Here is a 20885-nt window from a genome sequence, read left to right as displayed (position 1 = left end):
GCCCGCTTCCCTGCGCTGACTCAGCAAATGACAGATATTGCCGCAGACTCGCAATTCAAATCGACAGAATGCAAATACAGATAAAGTACGCAATTCAATTACGTAGTAAAATTACAACAAATTAACAGTTTAAATTATAATATATCTGAATATTATTTCGCAACAATCAAATTTATTACTTATAAATACCGTCATAAATTTCTAAAATATAAAGCAGTAAAACAATGAATGCCCGTCACGCCCGAGATCGGGAGGTGTCAGCACGCGCGGGCATGAGGAAACGAAGTGGTTTTCGTTGGGGAACAGGAGGCGACGAAGGCGGCAAGGCGTCTGCCCGCCCGGAAAGCCAAGTCTGGCCGATCTGAAACAATCGCCGCCGGGCCAGCCTATTTGCTGTCTTCGGGCAAGCCGGTGGGGAATATCGTCTTCTTAGCCAGCATGTCTTCGATCACCTCTGCGGGCACCGGCCGGCTGAAATAATAACCCTGGCCATAGGGGCAACCGGCCTCACGCAGAAATGTCGCCTGTTCGCCGGCTTCCACACCTTCGGCAATGACATCAATGCCCAGAGACCCGGCAAGCTGGATCATGATCGAGACGATGGCGCTGTCCTTGGTCTTTTCCGGCAGGTGGGTGAGAAACGAGCGGTCTATCTTCATGCAGGACAGCGGAAAGGTCTTCAGCATGCCAAGACAGGAATAACCGATCCCGAAATCATCCAACGCCAGGCTGACGCCCATCTGTTTGATGGCCCGCATGATCCGGACCGATGTTTCGACATCCTGAATGATAAGCGTCTCGGTGATTTCGATTTCCAGGAGCGATGGCGCAAGGCCGGTTTCCTTCAGCACCGACCTGATCTGCTGCACCAGCCCGCCCTGAAACTGCCGCGGCGAGATATTGACCGCCATCTTGACCGGCAAGAGGCCGGCGGCCGCCCATGCCTGCGCCTGACGACAGGCCTTCCTGAGAATGCTTTCTCCGAGTTCCACGATCAGCCCGGTTTCTTCCGCAAGCCCGATGAACTCCGCAGGGCCAAGCAAACCTTCCGTGGGGTGCTGCCAGCGCACCAGCGCCTCCACGCCGCTGATTGCGCCACTGACAAGATCGACCTGCGGCTGGAAGTGCAGCACGAACTCGTCTCTCTTCACGGCCTTGCGCAATTCCTCGATGCGGGTGAACTTCTTCCTCAGATCATCCGCCATATTGGGGGTGAAGGTGGCAATGCTGTCGCGCCCGTTATGTTTGGCTTCATACATGGCAAGATCGGCGGCCGCGACGATTTCCGCCGTGGTTTCCCCATGCTCCGGGAAAAAGGCCATACCGATGCTGCATGTGACCTTGATATCGTAATTACCAATGCGCAATGGCTGCGAGACCGCGGCACGGATGCGCTGCAGCCGGGCTTCGACATCGTTCCTGCCTTCTTCAAGAATGATGACGAACTCATCCCCGCCTACCCGGAGAACGAGATCGTTTTTCCGGAGGCTTTTCGCAATCCGCTCGGCGGTTTTCGACAAAAGCGTATCGCCGATGCTGTGGCCGAGCGTATCGTTGATCTGCTTGAAATTGTCGAGATCGAGAAAGCCGATGCCGACCCGTCGGTGCGTCTTTGCCGCCGCCGCCAAAATTTCAGGCAATCTCGTATCGAGGAAACGACGGTTTGGCAGCCGGGTCAGCATGTCGTGATCAGCCAGAAAGGCGATATGTTCCGCCGCCCTTTTTCGGTCGATCGCCAGGCCCGCCATACGCGCCGCAGCGCCGATAAACTCCAGCAGCGCCGCCTCCGGCTTGCGGCTGGCCAGCATGCACCAGACGAAACCATGCGCCTTGCCTTCGCTGGCGGGAATATCGAAACTGAAGGCGATGTGTTCTGCCGGATGGGTGAGGCACTCAGGATCACTGACGCTGGAAACAAGAGCGGCCAGCCCCTCCTCCTGCGCAAGTGCGGGCGAGGCATAAACGGAAGGCTCCCCAGCTGCCGCATCGAACACCCGCACGGCGCAGACCAGTCCGGTTGCGAGATTTTCGATAGCCTTGACGAATTCTTCGAGAAAATCCTCGATACGCGCGGCGGCGACAATCATCTCAAGAATATGCGCCTGCGCCTGAAGCAGTCTTTCCGAAGCCTTTTTCTGGGTTATATCCCGCGAGGCGCCGACCACGCCGATGATGTTGCCGGCCTCGTCCTTCAGCGGCACGCGCGACATCATGAGCCAGCGGTCGATATCGCCACGCATGGCGCGTTCTTCGTAACCGAGATCCGGTTCGCCGGTGCGCATGACCCGCGCCTCGGTATCGGGAATGCCGGCACGCCGCGCCGCTTCACCGTTAATATCGTAATCGGTGAGCCCGATCAGTTGCTCGACCGTGTCAAAGCCATTTTCGGTGACGATGGCCCGATTGGCGAAAAGGAAGCGTCCTTCCAGATCCTTGGCATAGATAAAATCCGGTACGTGGTCGATCATCGCTTCCAGAAGCGCGTGCCGGTCGGAGGGATTGGCATTCTCGCTCATGGCAGGAGTGGCAGATGGTGTGACACCGCGCTTTTTTCGCGACATCCGGTTCTGCTCGGCTGTCTTCGGGCCTTTGGAACGCACCTCTTCGCCTCATTACTTTGCAAGGAAGCAGAATAGTAAGATTATACGTGTTATATAAATATGAACGGCGGGAGGAGATTGCCGGGAAACCCGCCCTTTGCAACTGGCTCCATAAAGCAGCGCCTGCCTGAATGGAAACGGCGCAGCAGAAGCTGCGCCGTCAGGCTATAGGGGGCAATTCGTTGTCCGTCACACCACCGGCGTCGGCAGCTCTTTGCCGGCAAAATGCGCATCGAGATTGGCGAGAACAAGATCGGCCATGGCGCGCCGCGTCTGGTGCGTGCCGCTGCCGACATGCGGGGCGAGTGTGACGTTATCGAAGGCGAAAAGCGCTTCCGGCACCCGCGGCTCATCCTCGAAGACATCCAGCGCCGCGCCACCGATCGCGCCGTTCGAAAGCGCTTCGACCAGCGCCTTCTCATCCACGAGCGAACCGCGCGCCACATTGACGAGCACACCCTGCGGTCCAAGCGCCTTCAGCACATCCGCATTGACGATATGGCGCGTTTCGGCGGTGGCGGCGGCGGCGATGATCAGCACGTCGCAATTGGCAGCCAGCGCTTCGATGCTGTCATGATAATCATAGGCGACATCGCGACGGCTTCTCGCGGTGTAGGAAATGCGCGCATCAAAACCCTCAAGCCGCTTTGCGATCGCCTGGCCGATGCGGCCGAGGCCGAAAATGCCGTAACGGCGGCCGGCCACACGGGTGGAAAGTCCCATATCGCCCTTCAGCCATTGGCCGGTGCGCACATGCTGATCCGCCTGCGGCAGCTTGCGCGCCTGCGCCAGAATGAGGCCAAGCGCGAGGTCGGCGACATCGGCCGTCAGCACGTCAGGTGTATTGGAGACGCGGAAGCCGCGCCGTTTCGCGTCAGTCAGATCGACCTTGTCGAAACCGACGCCGTTGATGGCGACGATTTCAAGATTGGGAAGCGCCGCACCAATATCCGCCGGCAGGCCGATATGGCCGCCGGTGACGACGCCGCGGATCGCGCCGCCCTTTTCAGCAAGGAACGCCGCCTTGTCTGCGGCTTCGAACAGGCGATGCACGGTGAAGCGCTCGGCGAGTTCGCCTTCCAGTGCCGGGATGAGCGGGCACAGTTGCACGATTTCAGTGGTCATGGAGTTTCCTTTGCGCCGGTGAACTACTTCACATCGGCCTTGACGAATTGCCGGAGTTCCGGCGTTTGCGGGTTGGCGAAGAGTTCGGACGAACGGCCCTGCTCCCAGATCTTGCCCTTGTGCATGAAGATGGTCTCGGTCGCCACGCGGCGCGCAAAGGCCATTTCATGGGTGACGAGGATCATCGTCATGCCGTCTTTCGCGAGGTTTTCCATCACGGTCAGCACTTCCTCGGTCAATTCAGGGTCGAGCGCAGAGGTCACCTCGTCGAACAGCATCACCTTCGGCCGCATGGCGAGCGAGCGGGCAATCGCCACACGCTGCTGCTGGCCGCCGGAAAGCTGGTCGGGATAGGAATCGAATTTCTCCGAAAGGCCGACGAGCTGCAGGACCTCGCGGGCAATATCCTTCGTTTCGGATTTCGCCACATCCTTGACGATGCGAGGGGCCAGCATGATGTTTTCGCCGACGGTCAGATGCGGAAAGAGATTGTAGCTCTGGAACACGATGCCGACATCGGTGCGCAGCTTGCGCAGCGCCTTGGCATCTTCTCCGATAGCATGACCTGCAATTTCAATACGACCGGAATTGATCTTCTCCAGCCCGTTCATGCAGCGCAGCAGCGTGCTCTTGCCCGAGCCGGAGCGGCCGATGAGGGCGAAGACTTCACCACGGCCGACCGTCAGCGACACGCCTTTCAGGACTTCCAGAGCGCCAAAGCTCTTATGAACGTTTTCAACGATTACTTCCGGCATGAAGCCTCCTTTCCAGCCAACGCGACAGCTGGGACAACGGGTAGCAGACGATGAAATAAAGCACGGCCACCGCGACGAAGACGCGGAACGGCTGGAACGTGGCATTGTTGATGAGCTGCCCCGCTCTCGCCAGTTCGACGAAACCGATGATCGATGCGATGGACGTATTCTTGACGACCTGAACGGCAAAACCGACGGTCGGCGGCAGGGAAATGCGGATCGCCTGCGGCAGGATGACGTAGCGATATTGCTGGGCGCGGGTAAGCGCCAACGATTCCGATGCTTCCCACTGCTGCTTCGGCACCGCCTGGATGCAGCCGCGCCAGATTTCGGCGAGATAACCTGACGTATAGATCGTCATCGATGCACCGGCGGCGATCAATGGCGGCAGTTCCAGTCCGGCAAGGCTGAGGCCGTAATAGGACAGGAACAGGATCATCAGTACCGGAATGCCCTGAATGACCTGAATATAGGTGCCGGCGGCAATGCGCAGCGCCTTGAAATTCGAGGTGCGGGCCAGCGCCACGAAGAAACCGACGAGGCCGCCGCCGATGAGCGCAATGATCGTCAGAAGCACGGTCCATTGCAGGGCGGTCAGCAGGAAGCCGAACTCGTTCCAGCCGAAAGTTCGAAGAGTCATGACTGCACCTCCGGCATGGCGGTCATCGTCTTGCGGGCCACGCGGCGGCCGAACAGCCACATGCCGACAAGGGCAAGGATGAGCCGCAGGCTGAGCGCCAGCGCAAGATAGATGAGCGTGACGACGATATAGACCTCGAAGGAGCGATAGGTCTGCGATTCCACGAAGGCTGCGGCGGCCGCAAGCTCATGGGTGGAAATGGCCGAGCATATGCTCGATGCCAGCATCATCAGCACAAACTGGCTGCAAAGCGAGGGATAGACCTTGGCGATGGCAGGCACGATGATGACGTGACGGTAGATCTGGTATTTTGTGAAGCCCAGAGCCTCGCCCGCCTCGATCTGCGACTTGTGCACCGCCTCGATGCCGGCGCGGATGATTTCCGTAGAATAGGCCGCAAGATTGATCGTCATGCCGATCAGCGCTGCCGTATCCGCCCCGACGCGAAAGCCGAGACCGGGCAGACCGAAATAGACGATGAAAAGCTGCACCAGAAACGGCGTGTTGCGGATCACCTCCACATAACCGTCCACGATGATACGGACGATGCCGCCATTGATGGAGCGCAGCGAGGCTAGAAGAATGCCGAAAGCGCAGCCCAGCACGATGGAGAGGACCGACAGCTTGATCGTCAGCCATATGCCGTTCAGAATCTCATTCTGATATTGGGCGAGCGCGCCGAATTGAAAAGTATAGGACATGCGTCACTCCGTGGACATTTCCCGGCCCGCCGGAATGTTCCCCGGCGGGCGCGTTGAAAGGCTCAATCAGAAGCTTGGCAATTGCGGCAGCGGACGGCCGGTCCACTTCACCGAGATACGGTCGAGATCGCCCGACATCTTCATGAGATAGATGGAGGTGTTCAGCCACTGACGCAGCTCGAAATCCTCGATCTTCGTCGCCATGGAATTGCCCTGCTGGAAGAATGTGAAACCGACCTGCAGACCGGCTTCCGGACGCTGCTTGATGATCGCTTCGCCAACCGTGGACGGCAGGGCCACGGCATCTACCTGACCAGCAAGCAGAGCCTGGGCGCTGGTGGAATCGTCCTCATAGACAACGATTTCGAGACCTTCGACATTAGCCTTGCGCAGCGCCGTTTCCTGCGAGGAACCGCGATTGACCGAAACGCGCTTGCCCTTGAGGCTGTCGAGATTTTCGAACTTCTGGTCCTTGCCGGAGATGATGTCCATGTTGAACGCGCTGTAGGGCTGCGTGAACATGACGGTCTTGGCGCGTTCGCCGGTCGGCGCAAGCGTCGCGACAAGGAAATCGACCTTGCCGGTCTGAAGTGCCGGGATACGCGCCGGCGGTGTCAGCGGCACCAGTTCCACCGGCAGCGACAGGTAAGAGCCGATCAGGTTGGCGACATCAACGTCATAACCGGAAGGATTGCCCTTCTCGTCCACCATGCCCATCGGCGGTGCACCGGTGAGAACGCCGATCTTGACCTTGCCACGCGCCGTGATCTCGCTGAGCGAGACGGCATGGGCGGACGTGGTGGCAGCAAGCGAAGCTGCGACAACACCGACTGCAACGGTCATGTTCTTCAGAAATCTGGATATGCTCATGGTTTCTCCTCCAACCCTATAGTGGCTGCCCAAAGTGGAACAGCGGCCTTGCGCAAACCGGAAAATGTTCTCGATAACATTTTAACGCGATTGACTAAAAACTCCTCCCAAGAAACCGCGAAAGCACAAAACCAGATGAATTCCCTATGAAATTCAACAATTTCGGCTGGTTATCGATTTTCCTCTGCTCGACACCGTTTCACGTTCTTGGCAGGACCAATAATGCATGTTATCGGTATCATTGCAAGTCCGATCTACAGAACTGTTTCGGTCGGCATTCATTCGGGAGGAAACATGTACACACGCTCGGCAATTTTCGAAGGCAGGATTCACCCCGGTCGGGAGGAGGAGTTTTTCCGCATCGTCGAGGAGAAACTGCTGCCGGTCTGGAAGCGCATGCCGAACGCGCAGGCCGTGCGGGTGATGCGCACCGAGCGCACCGACCCGGATGCGGCCTCGATCATCATGGTGCAGGAAATCGACTATCCGTCGATGGAGGCGGTGGAGGAAGCACTGGTTTCTCCCGTCCGGCTGGAAGGCCGCGTGCTGACGGATGAGATGATGAGCATGTGCGACGGCCGCTTTTACCATCTGGTCTATAGCCGCGTCGCATAAATCCGGTGCACGCCGCACCGATCTGCAATCATGCGGCGTGCTTTCCCTTGATATCTTCGTGTATGTCTTGTCCTGAACCGGTTCGAATTTAGGGAGACATGCTTTGGTGGAGCGCACGCCCTTGGCCGCAGCGTTAGTCACGTCAAAAAAAGCTACCATGAGCGACGTCTCGAAACTCGCGGGCGTCTCCAAGATGACCGTCTCGCGGGTGCTGGCGGATCCGGCGCTGGTGTCTGAAGACACTCGCCAGAAGGTGATGAAGGCCATCGAGAAGCTCGGCTATGTGCCGGATCGAATCGCCGGTTCGCTTTCCTCCCGCCGTACCAATTTCATCACCGCTATCCTGCCGACGCTCACCAACTCCAACTTCGCCGATAGCGCTCAAGGGCTTGCCAATGCGCTGCGCGCGGCCGACTACCAGTTGCTGATCGGTTACACCATGTACGATCTGCAGGAGGAAGAGCGCGTCATCCGCACCATGATGGAGCGCCGACCCGATGCCATAGTGGTCGCCGGCACGGTGCATACCAAGATGGCGAGCGAAGTGCTGATGCGCGCCGGCATCCCGATCGTGGAAATCTGGGATGTTCCCGAACACCCGATCGACCACGCGGTCGGTTTTTCCAATTACGAAGTGGGAAGAACCGCCGCCAAACATCTGATATCACTTGGATTTAAAAGAATCGGTGCGCTCGGCTCAAGAGCCGATGGCGACGTGAAGGACTGGCGCGGCGAAACCCGCCTTCTCGGTTTTGGCGCGGCGCTGCGCGAAGCCGGCATTGCCGACGATCTCATCATCCGCGAAGGCAGTGCGCCGGTCTCCTATGACCACGGGGCAAAGACGCTCGGCTCGCTGCTGGCCAAGGCCCCGGATGTCGAGGCCATCTTCGCCGTCTCGGATATTTCCGCCGTCGGCGCACTGATGGAATGTCATCGCCGCGGCATTCATGTGCCCGAACGCATTTCCATCCTCGGTTTTGGCGATTTCGATATCGGCAGGCAATGTTATCCGGCGATTTCTACGATCAGGGTCGACGCCCAGATGATCGGCCGCAAGGCGGGCGAATTGCTGCTTTCGATATTGGAGGCAGAAAAGGACGCTGCCATTCCCGAGGGTGCGCGGGTGGATGTCGGGTTCGAGCTGATCGTGCGGGAGACGACGAAGCGGGCGGGCAGCTAATCCACTCTCTTTCCTCATTCTTGTGCTTGTCACAGGAATCCAGCCGACACACGTCTGCGCGGCGAAAGGGATTTTTCAGCCCAAGGACTTGGGCTGACTGGATCCCTGTGACAAGCACAGGGATGAGGGAAGCGCGGTGTATCGCCCTTACCGCGCGCCCCAGGTATCCGTCAGCCGATACCCCTCCGGCCATGGATCAGAGGGATCAAGCATGTGCTGGTGGATGCCGGTAATCCAGCCGCGGCCGGAGATTTCCGGCAGGATGGCCGGACGGTCGCCAACCGTTGTCGTTCCGAGAATGCGTCCGGTGAAGGTGGAGCCGATCAGCGACACCGCCGTCAGCGCTTCGCCTTCCTTCATTTCGCCGCGCGCATGCAGCACCGCCATGCGGGCCGAAAGCGCCGTGCCGGTCGGCGAACGATCGACCTTGCCCGGCTGGATGGCGACTGCCGCCCCTGCCCGCAGACCCTCCGCCGTGCGCTCCACCTTGCCCGCGAACAGGCAGAATGAAAAATGCCGCCAGTCCGGATTTTCGGGATGGTCGAAGCCCAAAGCCTTGTTGGCGGCATTGGTGATGCGCACACCGAGGCGGGCAATGTCATGCGCCTCTTCCGGCTTCAGACTGAAACCCATAGCCTCGGCATCGACGATGACGAAACTGTCGCCGCCATAAGCCGTGTCAACCTTGAGCTTACCCAGGCCTTCGACTTCAAGTTCGGCATCGAGTTTCGCGGCGAAACTCGGCAGGTTCTGCACGAAAATACGCTCGGCCTTGCCGTTGCGGCATTCGGCGCGCACCTTTACCAGCCCGCCGGGGGCTTCCAGAAGCATATGGGTTTCCGGCTCCTGCATCGGCACGATGCCGCCATCCAGCAGCACGGTGGAGACGCAGATGGAGTTGGAGCCGGACATGGGCGGCGTGTCTTCCGGCTCCATGATTATGAAGGCGGCGTCCGCGTCAGGATGTTTCGGTGGCACCAGCAGGTTGACGTGGCGGAACACGCCGCCGCGCGGCTCGTTGAGCACAAAATTGCGCAGGGTCTCATCGCGGGCGATGAATCGGCTCTGTTCCCAGATCGTTTCACCCGGTGGCGGCCTGACGCCACCGACGATCACATCCCCCACCTCGCCTTCCGCATGGGCGGAGATGACGTGAACGGTCTTGATACTGCGCATTGAATTCTCCTCAAGAGCATTTCCAGTAAAAGTGCGTAGCGGTTTTACGTCCGGAAAATGCGGAAAACGAAAGATCGAGAGCGCGTCTGAACGCGCTCTAGGAAAGCCAGGCGGGAAGACGGGAAGCAACTCGGCCGGTCAGCGCGCTTTCAACGCAATCGGCAAGGCTGCCGAAGCGCACCGCGCGGCCGCTGAGGCCGGGCCCGTAATGGGCGTATTTGCCGGAATTGGTCATCAGGGCGCGGGTCTTCGTTGGGAAGACCGGCTCGGAAATCGAGCACCAGCAGAGATCAGGCAGCACCTGCACGCCGCTGCCATGCAGGCTTTGCAGCGTGCCGTCCTGCCCGGCCGCATCGATGACCTGCTGACCGGCAGTGACGATGACGGCGACATCCGCATGGCGCCTGCGGCCGGCAAATTCAGCCGCAAGAGCGTGGCACTCCTCCAGCGAGGCATGCGGACTGCCGATGGCGACAAGCTGCACCTCTTCCGGTCCTTCGTTGAGAAGCGACCAGCCGGCGGCCATATCGGCAAGCGAGATGGTGACGGTGTCAGCCGTGTCAATCGGGGTTAACCCGGCTTCCGGCGTTACACCCTCGATATGCAGCATGGGTGCTGCGGAGGTGGTGCCAAAAGCAGCGCAGAGCGCCTTCAAATCATCCCGAGACGGCTTTGCAGAGCCGAGGCCGCGCAGCAGCGGAATACAATCCGGCGCTTCCTTACCGGCGAGATAACCGACGAGCGGCCAGAAGGCGTCGTTGATGCCCTCAGGCAAAGCCACGTCGACAATGCGCTGCGGACGACGGTTTTCTTCGAGATAAACGCCTGACAATGGCGCCCTGCCCGTCAGTGCAATGCAGAGATCGAGAAAGTCAGGATGTTTGGCAGTGCGTGCGCCGAGCACCGTATTGGCGAAGATCACCGCGTTCGATTCGGCCCAGGCGATCGATTCGCCGGCACTCGGCGCGCTGTCGAGCAGGTAAGGCGAACAGGTGAAAGTGGGCCGACAGCCCATGCGCACATAGGCATCCGCCAGTCTCGCGGCCGGATCGCCGAAATCATCAGGCACGCCCTGCGCCCGCCAGTGCGCCTTGTCCACCGAAATGGCGTTCATGGTCGTCGGCACCCGCACCCTGCCGCCCATATCAGCCATCTTTTCCGCGAAGGTGAGGTTGGCGGGGCTGGCATAGATACAGCCGTCAATGTGACCCTGCGTGATATCGATGAGCGCAGACGCCCCCTGCTGGGCCGCCATGGCGACGATGATGCGCATGGCCTGACGCACGGCAATGCCATCCCGACCCTCGAGCATCGCCCGGTCTTCATCCTCGAGGTCGAGATGGGCAATTGCCGGCGGCGCGATGGCAAGCGACAGGCCATCGGCCTCGATGCTGTTTCCATCGATACGAACATTGGTGGCCCGGGAAAAGCGGGTGAAATTTTCGGCGTCGAGGCGTATGACCGGCAGCGCCCTGTCGAACATTTCCGCCGCCACAAGTGCGCCCAGCGTCAGCACATCTTCCGCCTCGCAGAAAACCAGTGCGGACGGCGCGCGGCCGGTGAGGATGAGATCAAGCAACACGCCCGACCCCGTGCACGAGCCGCGGCTGGTCGGCATGAACAGCACGCCGCCGGTGAGACAGATGCCGTGCAGCGGGTGATGCACATCGATCACCCTGCCGGTGGCGGGATCGACACCACCCCAGAAACTCAACGCTTCTGTCGTGGCGATCACGGGGCCTTCGGCCGCACCGGCCAGAATGCTGCGGGCTTCAGGAACGGCTGTTGTCGAAACGGCAGAAGACATTGGAAATCTCCGTCAGAAACGTTGCGGCGAAAATGCCCTTGTATCGATGGCGGGTTTTTGCCCCGTCAGAAGATCGGCGACGATGCGGGCCGTGCCCGCCGATTGCGTCAGCCCCAGATGCCCGTGGCCGAAAGCATAAACCACCCGCGCCGTGTGCCGTGCTTCGCCAATGGCCGGCAGGCTGTCCGGCAGCGACGGCCGGAAACCCATCCACTGCTTGCCGCCCTCGGTTTTCAGGCCCGGCAGGAATGCTTTCGCCTTGGCCAGAAGCGCCTCGGAACGGGCGAAATTGGCCGGAAGCTCAAGCCCGCCCAGCTCGACCGCACCGCCGACGCGGATGCCGGAAGAAAGCCGCGTGACGACGAAACCATGGCCGCCGAAGGTCACCTGCGTGCGCAGATCGAAAGCCCCGGACGGCAATGTGGTATTATACCCCCGTTCCGTTTCCAGCGGAATTTTTTCCCCGAGTGAACGGGCGATGCGATGCGAAAAGGCGCCCGCAGCCAGCACCACCTTGGCGGCCTTGCGGGTACGACCGTCATGGCTCACCACCTCGACACCATCTTCAAGCGGCCTGAGCGACGCGATATCGAGGCGTTCGATGCGCCCACCTATGGCCCGGAAATGTTCTGCCAGCGCCAGCGTGTAGAGCTTCGGGTCGGCGATGGAATACCATCCCGGCGTGAACGTGCCGCAGGTGAAACGCGACGCGATGCCGGGCTGTATCTCCGCCATCTGTTCGGCATTGAGATGCCGGAACTCGATGCCGTGGCGCTCACGCGCCTTCCAGCCGGGAAGCGAACTTTCGAACTCCGCGTCGCTTTCATAGACCTGGAGGTTGCCCTCCTTGCGCAGCATGGCTGTTGTCTCGGTCTTTTTCAGGAACGGCTCCAGCTCGACCTTCGACAGATCCATCAGCGCCGTCTGGGCGGCGGTGGAATGTTCCACCTTCGAGGCGGCACAGGCCCGCCAGAACCGAAACATCCACGGCGCGATCTTCAGCGCATAGGAGGGCGGCACGCTGAGCGGACCGAGCGGATCGAGCAGCCATTTAGGTGCTTTCCAGAGAATGCCGGGCGATGCGAGCGGCAGGATATCGGTGAAGGCAAAGGCGCCGGCATTGCCGGCTGAAGCGCCCGCTGCTGGTCCCTCACGGTCGATGACCGTGACCGAAAGACCGCGGCCCTGCGCCGCGATTGCCGCCGAGAGGCCGACGACGCCGGCCCCGATGACGATGACATCATGTGCAGGCATTACCGCACGCTCGCCAGGAACTTCTGGGTTTCAGCATGCTGCGGTGCGCCGAACAGCTGGTCCGGTGTGCCGATTTCCGCCATCACGCCCTGATGGAAGAAGGCGACGCGGTTCGAGACATCGCGGGCGAAGGCCATTTCGTGGGTGACGCAGATCATCGTCATGCCTTCATCCGCCAGCATCTTCAGCGTATCGAGCACCTCGCCCACCAGCATCGGGTCGAGCGCAGAGGTGACCTCGTCGAACAGCATATATTCCGGAGACATGGCAAGCGCGCGGGCAATCGCCATACGCTGCTGCTGGCCGCCGGACATGCGGTTCGGATAGACCTTCAGCTTTTCGGCAAGGCCGACATGGGTCAATTGCTTGACGGCGATTTCCTCAGCCTTCTCCTTGGAAATACCGAGCACTTTGCGCGGCGCGAGCATGACGTTTTCAAGCACGGTCAGATGCGGAAAGGCGTTCCATTGCTGGAAGACGATGCCAACCTTGCGGCGCAGCTTGTTCAGGTCGGTCGACTTGGCGTGCACCTCGGTGCCGTCGATGACGATCTTGCCGCTGTCGATCGGCTCGAGGCCGTTGATGCAGGTGAGCAGCGTCGACTTGCCGGAACCGGAGCCGCCGATGATGGTGACGACCTCGCCCTTGTTGACGGTAAGGTTGATCCCTTTCAGAACCTCCAGCGGGCCGAAGGATTTGCGGACGTTTTCGATCTCAATCATTGGGGGACCACCGTCTTTCGAGATACCCGCCGAAACGGGCGATGGGGAAACTGATAAGGAAGTAGATGGCGCCGCAGATCATCAGGATGGTCAGCGGTTCCTGCAGGCGGGTGACGAGAATCTGCGAGGCGCGCAGAAGCTCGATGAGGCCGAGCCACAGCACCAGCGCCGAATCCTTCATGACGCCGAGCGTCAAGCCGATCCAGGAGGGCAGCGACACGCGGGTGGCAAGCGGCAGCACGATGTAGCGCATGTCCTGCGACCACGTCATGCCGAGCGACCGGCAGGCACGCCGCGTATTCGACGGCACCGCACCGATGCCGCCGCGCACGATCTCTGTGCAATAGGCCGCCGTATAAAGCGACAGCACCACGCAGGAGGTGGTGAATGGCGGCCAGCCGAGCTTGGCGATCGACTGGAAGGCATTGCCGAGCACCAGCTGGATAAGCAGCGGCACGGAACGGAAAATATCCAGAATGAAGGTCAGCGGCAGCGACCAATAGGGGCCGAACTGGAAACGGATGATGCCGAAGATGATCCCCATGATGGTGCCTGCCGTGACGGCGACGGCGGTGACGGCAAGCGTCATGCCGGCACCCTTGGCCAGGAAGGCGAGATCACTCCAGGTGAGAGCGGTTTCAAACATGGCTCACCTCTCTCAATAACGGAACAGACGCGCGGCCAGTAATCGGGCGGCAAGCGTGACGATCTTGGCGATCACGTAATAGATGACCGCGGCGAGCGCGAAGAATTCAAAGGTGCGGAACGAACGGGCGTTCAAGGCCTGTGTGACGCCGGCGAGATCCGTATTCATGCCGACGGTGACACCGAGCGAGGTCATGAGGATTGCCCAGACCATCTGGTTGGTGGCAGGCAGAAACGCGACGCGCAGCATCTGCGGCATGATGATCAGACGGAAGGTCTGCATCGACGTCATGCCGAGCGAACGGCCGGAACGGGTCTGCGTATCGGGAATGGCTTTCAGCGCGCCACGGAAATTCTCCGCGAGATAACCGGCATTGTTGAAGGCGATACCGACCAGAAGCGCCGTATAGGGGCTCAGATGAATGCCGAAATTGCCAAGGCCGAAATGGGCCATGTAAATCTGGAACAGCGCCGGCGTGTTGCGGGCGACTTCTACCCAGACGGAGGCGAAAGCGCCAAGGATACGGTTGCCGGAGAGCCGGAACAGCGTCAGCGCGATGGCGAAGGTCAGACCGATCACCATCGACAGAATGGCGATCTGCAGCGTCACCACCGCACCGTCCAGAAGCTGCGGCAGAGCCTTCAGCGCCTGATTCCAGTGGAATGTATAGTTGAACATTAAGTGTCCCGCCTTTTCAGAAACGATCAACGGCGCGATCATTTCGACCGCGCCGTTTACGAAAAGTCCTGATCAGCGATAAACGCCGTTGACGGTGAGCGAAGGCACTTCGCCGCCAACCCATTTTTCGTAGAGTTCGGCGTAACGGCCAGTGCGAACCTGCTGGTTGATGAAGAGGTTCAGGTAGTTGATGAGGCCGTATTCATCGCGGTTGGTGAAGAGCGCGACATAGTCGATGTCGTACGGCGCCTTGCCGACCACGGAGATGCTGGCGAACTTGCCGCCCTTCACGTTGGACTGGGCAACCGTCGAAGTGGAAACGGTGGCGTCGATCTGGCCCTGGCTGAGTGCGAGGAACACGTCTGCCTGCGTCTGGTACGGACGGAATTCACCGACGCCCCACTCCTTGACCGACTTTTCGAGCGCGATGGCTTCGAAGGTGCCGGCGGTTGCGCCAACGGTCTTGCCCTTCATGTCTTCGAAAGACTTGATGCCCGACTTGTCGTTGGCGGTAACGGCCATTTCGAAGGCGAAGTAAGGCACGGTCATGCCGACTGTCTTGGCACGCTCCAGCGTATCGGAGGTGGACGCAACGCCAACGTCGACGCGGCCGGACATCAGCGCCGGAATACGCTCGGGAAACGGCGTTTCGACGATTTCAGCCGTGACGCCGAGCGCCTTGGCGAGATCGTTGCAATAATCGACGTCGAAACCAACAGGATTGTTGGCGTCATCACGCGCGCCCATCGGCGGGAAGTCGAGCACAACGGCGCAACGCAGCGTGCCGGACGAAATAATGTCGTCAAGCTTGTCGGCCTTGGCCGGGGTGATAGCGGAAGTGGCGGCCAGCAGGCCGGCGAAAATGACCGATTTTTTCATTCTTGATTTGCTCCCAGAATTGGTCTGCCCTTGAAGGCGCGGTCACTATTTCCCCAAGAAAGCGATAAATCAACATAAAAATACAATGAGTATACAAAAAGAATTTTGTGCACGTGCGAACTGATGATGTTCAGTGGATTAGTTTCGAAAGCTGGTGCGAGGAGCCGACAAGGTGAGCGGAAACATCAAAGGCCCCTCATCCCTGTGCTTGTCACAGGGATCCAGCCAGCCCAAGTCTTTGGGCTGAATAGAGTCTTTCCAACGCGCAGACGCGCGTCTGCTGGATTCCTGTGACAAGCACAGGAATGAGGGCCTAAGGAATCTTTGTGTCCGATAAAGTGGATTTCCGCTCTGACACAGCCGCACCGAAAAGACACGTTGCATTACCTCTACCTTTGTATACTTTATGTATTCAAAATGTGCGAGCCGATATCGGAGGATTATGATGAGCGACACCACCACCTTGACCATCGATGAACTATTTCAGCGGGTGGAGGCGATTTTCCGCAGGGCTGGCTTAAATGCCGTGCAGTCGGGAGCGCTGGCGCGCGTCATCACCGCCGGTGAGCGCGACGCCTGCAAGTCCCATGGCATTTACCGCATTGAAGGCGCATTGCGCACCGTCAAGGCCGGCAAGGTGAAGCCCGATGCCACACCTGATGTGGCCGAGGATGACGGTACGGCGATCGTGAAGGTCAATGCCAATGGCGGCTTCGCCAATCCTGCCTTCGAGCTTGGCCTGCCGGTTCTGGTGGAACGCGCGGAACGTCTGGGCGTCGCCGCACTCGTCATCAATGACTGCACCCATTTTTCGGCGCTCTGGCCCGAGGTGGAGGGACTGACCTCGAACGGGCTGGCCGGACTGGTGATGTGCCCGAGCTATTCCACCGTCGCGCCGACGGGAGGAACCAAACCGCTGCTCGGCACCAACCCCTTCGCTTTCGGCTGGCCGCGCAAGGACACCTCGCCTTACGTCTTTGATTTCGCGACATCCGTTGCCGCCCGCGGCGAGATAGAACTGCACCGGCGCGCGGGAAAACCTTTACCCGAAGGCTGGGCGGTCGATGCAGACGGCAATCCGACGACGGACCCGGAGGCGGCCCTTGCCGGCGCCATGCTGCCCTTTGGCGGCCACAAGGGTTCTGCCATCGGCACCATGATCGAGCTTCTCGCCGGCATCATGATCGGCGACCTCACCAGTCCCGAAGTGCTGGACTATCTCGGCACCACCACGCTTGCGCCCTTCCATGGGGAACTGATCGTCGCCTTTTCCCCGGAGGCCTTTGCCAAGGGGCGGCCGGGAGACCCCTTCCAGCGCGCGGAAGTGCTGTTTGACGCCATCATCGGCCAGGGCGCCCGCCTGCCCTCCGGCCGCCGTTTTGCCGCCCGTGCCAAATCGGAAAATGAAGGTATTACGCTGACCGCTGCTGAAATGGGCAGCCTCGACCGGCTGCTGGAGAAGGGACTGGACGCGGTCTCCTGACCGCGTTTGGAAAGCGGAAACAAGAAGGCTCGCGAACGCGGGCCTTCTCGCAATGACAAAGTCACTCAGCGTCTTTTGCGACTGCACAGCATCCCCTGCCCCCTCACCCCGGACCTGATCCGGGGTCCAGTGCGATCAAGTCTTTGATCGCGAAAGGCTCATTCCTCTCGGCGCAAACGCGCCACGGCTGGATGCCGGATCAAGTCCGGCATGACGGAGGAGAGACATCAAACCTCATGACATGCAAAAAGGCCCGCATTTGCGGGCCTTTTGTTTTCACATCAGCGGCTGCTCAGGCAGCCTTGCAGGCCTGCACGGCACCCGGAAGCTTGCTCCAGTCGGCATACCAGCTGTTGAACAGCTTGAACTGCGCTTCGACATAACCGCGCTGGCTGTCCGTCAGGGCATCGGTTTCGTTGAAGTGCAGCGTGTATTCCTTGTCGCCCTTCAGCACCATCATGTGCTTGAAATAGAGAACCAGATCCGGGCCTTCATCGAAGGACGAGAGAACGGCGAGCGCCTGTTCCAGTTCCAGCGCACGGGCGCGGGCATCCGCATCACCCTTGGCGGCGGCCTGCGACAGCTTGCAGAGGTGAATGACTTCCTTCGGCAGCACGTTGCCGATGCCGGTGATGGCGCCGGTTGCACCGCAATTGACGAAGCCGTGGAAAACGGCGGTATCGACGCCGATCATAAGAGTGACGTCGTCATCACGGCTGGTGATGTTTTCAGCAGCGTAACGCATATCCGCCGGGCCCCCGAATTCCTTGAAGCCGACGAGGTTCTTGTGCTCGGCGCGTAGCGCGAAGAAGAGATCGGCACGGGTGGCGAAGCCATAATAGGGGCTGTTGTAGATGACGGCCGGGATTTCAGGAGCCGCCGCGAGGATGGCCTTGAAATGCGCCTTCTGGGCAGAGATGACCGAACCGCGCGACAGGACGCGCGGAATAACCATCAGACCCTTGGCGCCAACCTTCTGGGCGTGGGCAGCATGGGCAACGGCAGACGCCGTGTTGACCGCGCCGGTGCCGACGATGACCGGAATGCCAGCCTTCACCAGGCGCTCCACGCCTTCCATGCGCTGCTCATCCGTCAGGAGCGGCCAGTCGCCCATGGAACCGCAATAAACCACGGCCGACATGCCATCGGCGATCAGTTCCTTGCCCTTGCGAACAAGCGCATCGAAATCAGGGGTGCGATCATCCTTGCAGGGGGTCATCAAGGCGGGAATCACGCCGGAAAAAATGCTGGCCGTCATTACTAGCTCCTAAGGGACATGTTTTTCGGGAATGGAGGCACGTCCGCGCCACCCTTTCGACAGGGACATTACTATCTTGTATTTTATTTGTCGACAAGTAATCGACAAGCTACAGATTTATTTCCAGCCGCTCGTTTCGCACCAGCAGTTTCTGCACCTGCCGCACGATCTGTTCGGCGTGCTCCCGCGCCAGCCTTTCGGAAAGAGCGATATCGCGAGCGGCAATCGCCGCGATCATCTCTTCATGATCATCGACGAAACGCTTGGGCAGACGATCATCATAGGACTGGTAATAAAGCCTGAGGATGCGCCGTCCCTCATCCAAAAGCCGCTTGAACAGGCTGGTGAAATAGGGGTTGCGCCCGGCTTCGGCGATGGAAAGGTGAAGGGCGGCATTGGTGGAAATCATCGCCAGCGCATCCTGCTCCTCGACCGCAATGGCGAATTCCGCGTTGTGGGCGCGGATTCCGGCCAGATCTTCCGGACGGTGATATTGCGCGGCAAGCTGGGTCGTTACCCGGTACATCAACACAAGCGCATCGAAATAGGTATGCATGTTGAGGAAATCGATATTCGACACCATGGTGGAGCGGTTCGGCAGCGTATCGATCAGCCCCTCGCCCGAAAGCCGCACCAGTGCCTCGCGGATGGGCGTGCGTGACATCTTGAACCGCTCGGCAAGCTGCACCTCGTCGATGGGGCTGCCCGGCGGCAGAACCAGATCGAGAATCTCGTCGCGCAGCAGATCATAGACCATCTTCACGCCGGAGCCGCGCTTGCGCTCGGCAGAAGCAATTATATCCGTCATCATCAAATCCCTCTTGTCGACATAAAGAGTACTATTATATTTTTTCGCAATCAACGCCGCGCAGCCCCGTCGCCTCTTCGAATGGCGGAATAATTGTTCAAAAACAACAAAAAGCCGTCGCGAAAATTGCCCGCGACGGCTTTTAATCGTTCGGTTTGTGGCGTGGGCGTTATTACCCCGCTTAAGGAAAGACGATTTCTCTAGGGAGCCAAGAATACGCGGCTTGTCCCTTCTCCCCGGCGAGGAGAAGAAACGCCCAGCAATGCCGCCCCTCAAACAAGACGTTAGTTGCGCAGGCCGGTGGCCACGACGGAAATCTTGAAGGCACCATCAAGCGTGGGGTCGAAGGAAGCGCCCATAACCACGTCGGTCTCTTCGCTCACAGCTTCGCGCACCAGCGTCATCGCCTCGTCGATTTCATAAAGCGTCAGATCGTTGCCGCCCGAGATGGATACCAGCGCGCCACGCGCCTCCTTCAGCGAGGGTTCGCCGAGCAGCGGATTGGCGATGGCTGCGGCCGCCGCTTCCGAGGCGCGTTTCGGACCCTTGGCCTGCGCCGTGCCCATCAGCGCACGGCCGCCATTCTTCATGACATAGCGGACATCGGCGAAATCGAGATTGACGAGGCCTTCGCGCAGGATGAGATCGGTGATGCAGCGCACGCCAAGCGACAGGACCTTGTCGGCCGTCTTCAGCGCATTCTCGAAGGTGGTGCCGGCATCGGCGATGCGCAGCAGGTTCTGGTTGGGAATGACGATGACGGTATCGGCCGTGTTGAGCAGGTTGGCAAAGCCATATTCAGCAGCGCGCATGCGGCGCGCGCCCTCGAAGCTGAAGGGAAGCGTGACGACACCGACGGTCAGGATGTTCTTCGCCCGGCAGGCTTCGGCGATGACGGGGGCAGCACCCGTGCCGGTGCCGCCGCCCATGCCCGCGGTGATGAAACACATGTCGTAACCGCTCAGGTGATCCATGATCTCGTCGAGGGAATCGATCGCCGCCTGCCGGCCGACCTCCGGATCAGCGCCCGCTCCAAGCCCGCCGGTCAGTTCGGAGCTGAGCTGCACGAGACGCGGCGCATCGGTTTTCTTCAGCGCCTGAGCATCCGTATTGGCGGCGATGAAATCAACGCCGCCGATGCCCTCGGCAATCATGTTGTTGATCGCGTTGCCGCCACCGCCACCGACGCCGACGACGGCGATATTGGGCGTGTTGCGGGCAATGGTGGCGCGCGGAGACTGGGTCATCGTCTTATTCTCTTTCTAAACTCATAGGGTCCCGCGCCGTTTTTTGACCGCGGCACGCGAATGATCGGCAAGGTCCCAGCGCTTCCTCCCCGAGCGGGAAAGAGGCTGTAACGCTTTGAATTTTCATGCAGGCCTATCGCCCCATAATGGCGAAAGACCGGCGTTCCAGGGGGCGAAAGATGCTCCACGGCGACGTTCTCCGACCCCTTCCCCGGATGAAAACCGAACCGAATCAAATGCTTCGCTTCCTAGAGGTGATAGCCGAAAAGGCGCGCCGTTTACACTCCATTCACTATGTTTATCTCACTTTGGAACGAGTTACGCCGACAAGTGTTTGCTTGCCGACCGCGCTGGAGCGGCGGGAGATAAAACGGAACCGGCCCTTCCCGCTCCAGGCATAGTTGACGCATCGAAGGCCCGAAAACCGCGCTGCACTTTTCG

Annotated in this window: 19 protein-coding genes; 3 read left to right on the top strand and 16 right to left on the bottom strand. The window is 59.8% G+C overall.

From position 1 onward, the window contains the following. Positions 1-386: 386 nt before the first annotated feature. From AC5I5B_RS22675 to AC5I5B_RS22650, 6 genes are all read right to left on the bottom strand, one after another. Positions 387-2561 (bottom strand): putative bifunctional diguanylate cyclase/phosphodiesterase, encoded by a 2175-nt coding sequence (locus tag AC5I5B_RS22675; RefSeq protein ID WP_111793661.1) that lies wholly within the window; start codon positions 2559-2561, stop codon positions 387-389. Positions 2562-2789: 228 nt separating this feature from the next. After that, complete coding sequence (locus AC5I5B_RS22670) at positions 2790-3725, bottom strand: 2-hydroxyacid dehydrogenase (protein ID WP_080867384.1); 936 nt, start codon at positions 3723-3725, stop codon at positions 2790-2792. 23 nt (positions 3726-3748) lie between these two features. Further along, the gene (locus AC5I5B_RS22665) at positions 3749-4480 is read right to left on the bottom strand and encodes an amino acid ABC transporter ATP-binding protein (protein WP_003521699.1); all 732 of its coding nucleotides are present in this window, start codon (positions 4478-4480) and stop codon (positions 3749-3751) included. Further along, a complete protein-coding gene (locus AC5I5B_RS22660) occupies positions 4461-5120 on the bottom strand; it encodes an amino acid ABC transporter permease (RefSeq protein WP_020009852.1) in 660 nt (219 codons plus the stop codon). The genes AC5I5B_RS22665 and AC5I5B_RS22660 overlap by 20 nt, the downstream gene beginning before the upstream one ends. Beyond that, entirely contained in the window at positions 5117-5821 is a 705-nt protein-coding gene (locus AC5I5B_RS22655) for an amino acid ABC transporter permease (RefSeq protein ID WP_003505665.1), read from the bottom strand. The genes AC5I5B_RS22660 and AC5I5B_RS22655 overlap by 4 nt, the downstream gene beginning before the upstream one ends. 66 nt (positions 5822-5887) lie before the next feature. Next, on the bottom strand, positions 5888-6691 hold the full coding sequence (locus AC5I5B_RS22650; protein ID WP_020810902.1) for a transporter substrate-binding domain-containing protein: 804 nt from the start codon (positions 6689-6691) through the stop codon (positions 5888-5890). A 294-nt stretch (positions 6692-6985) separates the two neighbouring features. Between AC5I5B_RS22650 and AC5I5B_RS22645 the strand changes: the two genes are divergently transcribed. Both AC5I5B_RS22645 and AC5I5B_RS22640 read left to right on the top strand, forming a co-directional pair. After that, positions 6986-7306 (top strand): hypothetical protein, encoded by a 321-nt coding sequence (locus tag AC5I5B_RS22645; protein WP_003505663.1) that lies wholly within the window; start codon positions 6986-6988, stop codon positions 7304-7306. 157 nt (positions 7307-7463) lie between these two features. Continuing rightward, positions 7464-8486: a LacI family DNA-binding transcriptional regulator gene (locus tag AC5I5B_RS22640; protein WP_174054840.1), complete on the top strand. Its 1023-nt coding sequence runs from the start codon at positions 7464-7466 to the stop codon at positions 8484-8486. A gap of 147 nt (positions 8487-8633) precedes the next feature. Here the strand turns inward: AC5I5B_RS22640 and AC5I5B_RS22635 are convergent, their stop codons facing one another. The 7 genes from AC5I5B_RS22635 to AC5I5B_RS22605 form a co-directional block, all read right to left on the bottom strand. Then, positions 8634-9662, bottom strand: coding sequence for a trans-3-hydroxy-L-proline dehydratase (locus AC5I5B_RS22635; RefSeq protein ID WP_112488739.1), 1029 nt, complete (start codon positions 9660-9662; stop codon positions 8634-8636). 97 nt (positions 9663-9759) lie between these two features. Then, entirely contained in the window at positions 9760-11469 is a 1710-nt protein-coding gene (lhpI, locus tag AC5I5B_RS22630) for a cis-3-hydroxy-L-proline dehydratase (RefSeq protein ID WP_174054839.1), read from the bottom strand. A gap of 12 nt (positions 11470-11481) precedes the next feature. Beyond that, complete coding sequence (locus tag AC5I5B_RS22625) at positions 11482-12723, bottom strand: NAD(P)/FAD-dependent oxidoreductase (protein ID WP_111781535.1); 1242 nt, start codon at positions 12721-12723, stop codon at positions 11482-11484. After that, the gene (locus AC5I5B_RS22620) at positions 12723-13445 is read right to left on the bottom strand and encodes an amino acid ABC transporter ATP-binding protein (protein WP_003505658.1); all 723 of its coding nucleotides are present in this window, start codon (positions 13443-13445) and stop codon (positions 12723-12725) included. Before AC5I5B_RS22620 ends, AC5I5B_RS22625 begins: the two co-directional genes overlap by 1 nt. Then, positions 13438-14091 carry an amino acid ABC transporter permease gene (locus AC5I5B_RS22615; RefSeq protein WP_003505657.1) on the bottom strand — a complete coding sequence of 218 codons (654 nt, stop codon included), beginning with the start codon at positions 14089-14091 and terminating at the stop codon, positions 13438-13440. The genes AC5I5B_RS22620 and AC5I5B_RS22615 overlap by 8 nt, the downstream gene beginning before the upstream one ends. Positions 14092-14103: 12 nt before the next feature. Further along, positions 14104-14769 (bottom strand): amino acid ABC transporter permease, encoded by a 666-nt coding sequence (locus tag AC5I5B_RS22610; RefSeq protein WP_080864430.1) that lies wholly within the window; start codon positions 14767-14769, stop codon positions 14104-14106. A gap of 72 nt (positions 14770-14841) precedes the next feature. Then, entirely contained in the window at positions 14842-15648 is an 807-nt protein-coding gene (locus tag AC5I5B_RS22605) for an ABC transporter substrate-binding protein (protein ID WP_174054838.1), read from the bottom strand. 445 nt (positions 15649-16093) lie between these two features. Between AC5I5B_RS22605 and AC5I5B_RS22600 the strand changes: the two genes are divergently transcribed. Continuing rightward, positions 16094-17131 carry an Ldh family oxidoreductase gene (locus AC5I5B_RS22600; protein ID WP_174054837.1) on the top strand — a complete coding sequence of 346 codons (1038 nt, stop codon included), beginning with the start codon at positions 16094-16096 and terminating at the stop codon, positions 17129-17131. A 292-nt stretch (positions 17132-17423) separates the two neighbouring features. Here AC5I5B_RS22600 and AC5I5B_RS22595 read toward each other — a convergent pair whose 3' ends face one another. The 3 genes from AC5I5B_RS22595 to ftsZ form a co-directional block, all read right to left on the bottom strand. Beyond that, positions 17424-18389 (bottom strand): dihydrodipicolinate synthase family protein, encoded by a 966-nt coding sequence (locus tag AC5I5B_RS22595; protein WP_003505652.1) that lies wholly within the window; start codon positions 18387-18389, stop codon positions 17424-17426. A 109-nt stretch (positions 18390-18498) separates the two neighbouring features. Further along, positions 18499-19197 carry a GntR family transcriptional regulator gene (locus AC5I5B_RS22590; protein WP_003505651.1) on the bottom strand — a complete coding sequence of 233 codons (699 nt, stop codon included), beginning with the start codon at positions 19195-19197 and terminating at the stop codon, positions 18499-18501. A 284-nt stretch (positions 19198-19481) separates the two neighbouring features. Beyond that, positions 19482-20444: a cell division protein FtsZ gene (ftsZ, locus tag AC5I5B_RS22585; protein ID WP_020810894.1), complete on the bottom strand. Its 963-nt coding sequence runs from the start codon at positions 20442-20444 to the stop codon at positions 19482-19484. Positions 20445-20885: the final 441 nt, after the last annotated feature.

Source organism: Agrobacterium sp. (assembly GCF_059499945.1).
This window is presented reverse-complemented; position numbering and strand designations above follow the sequence as displayed.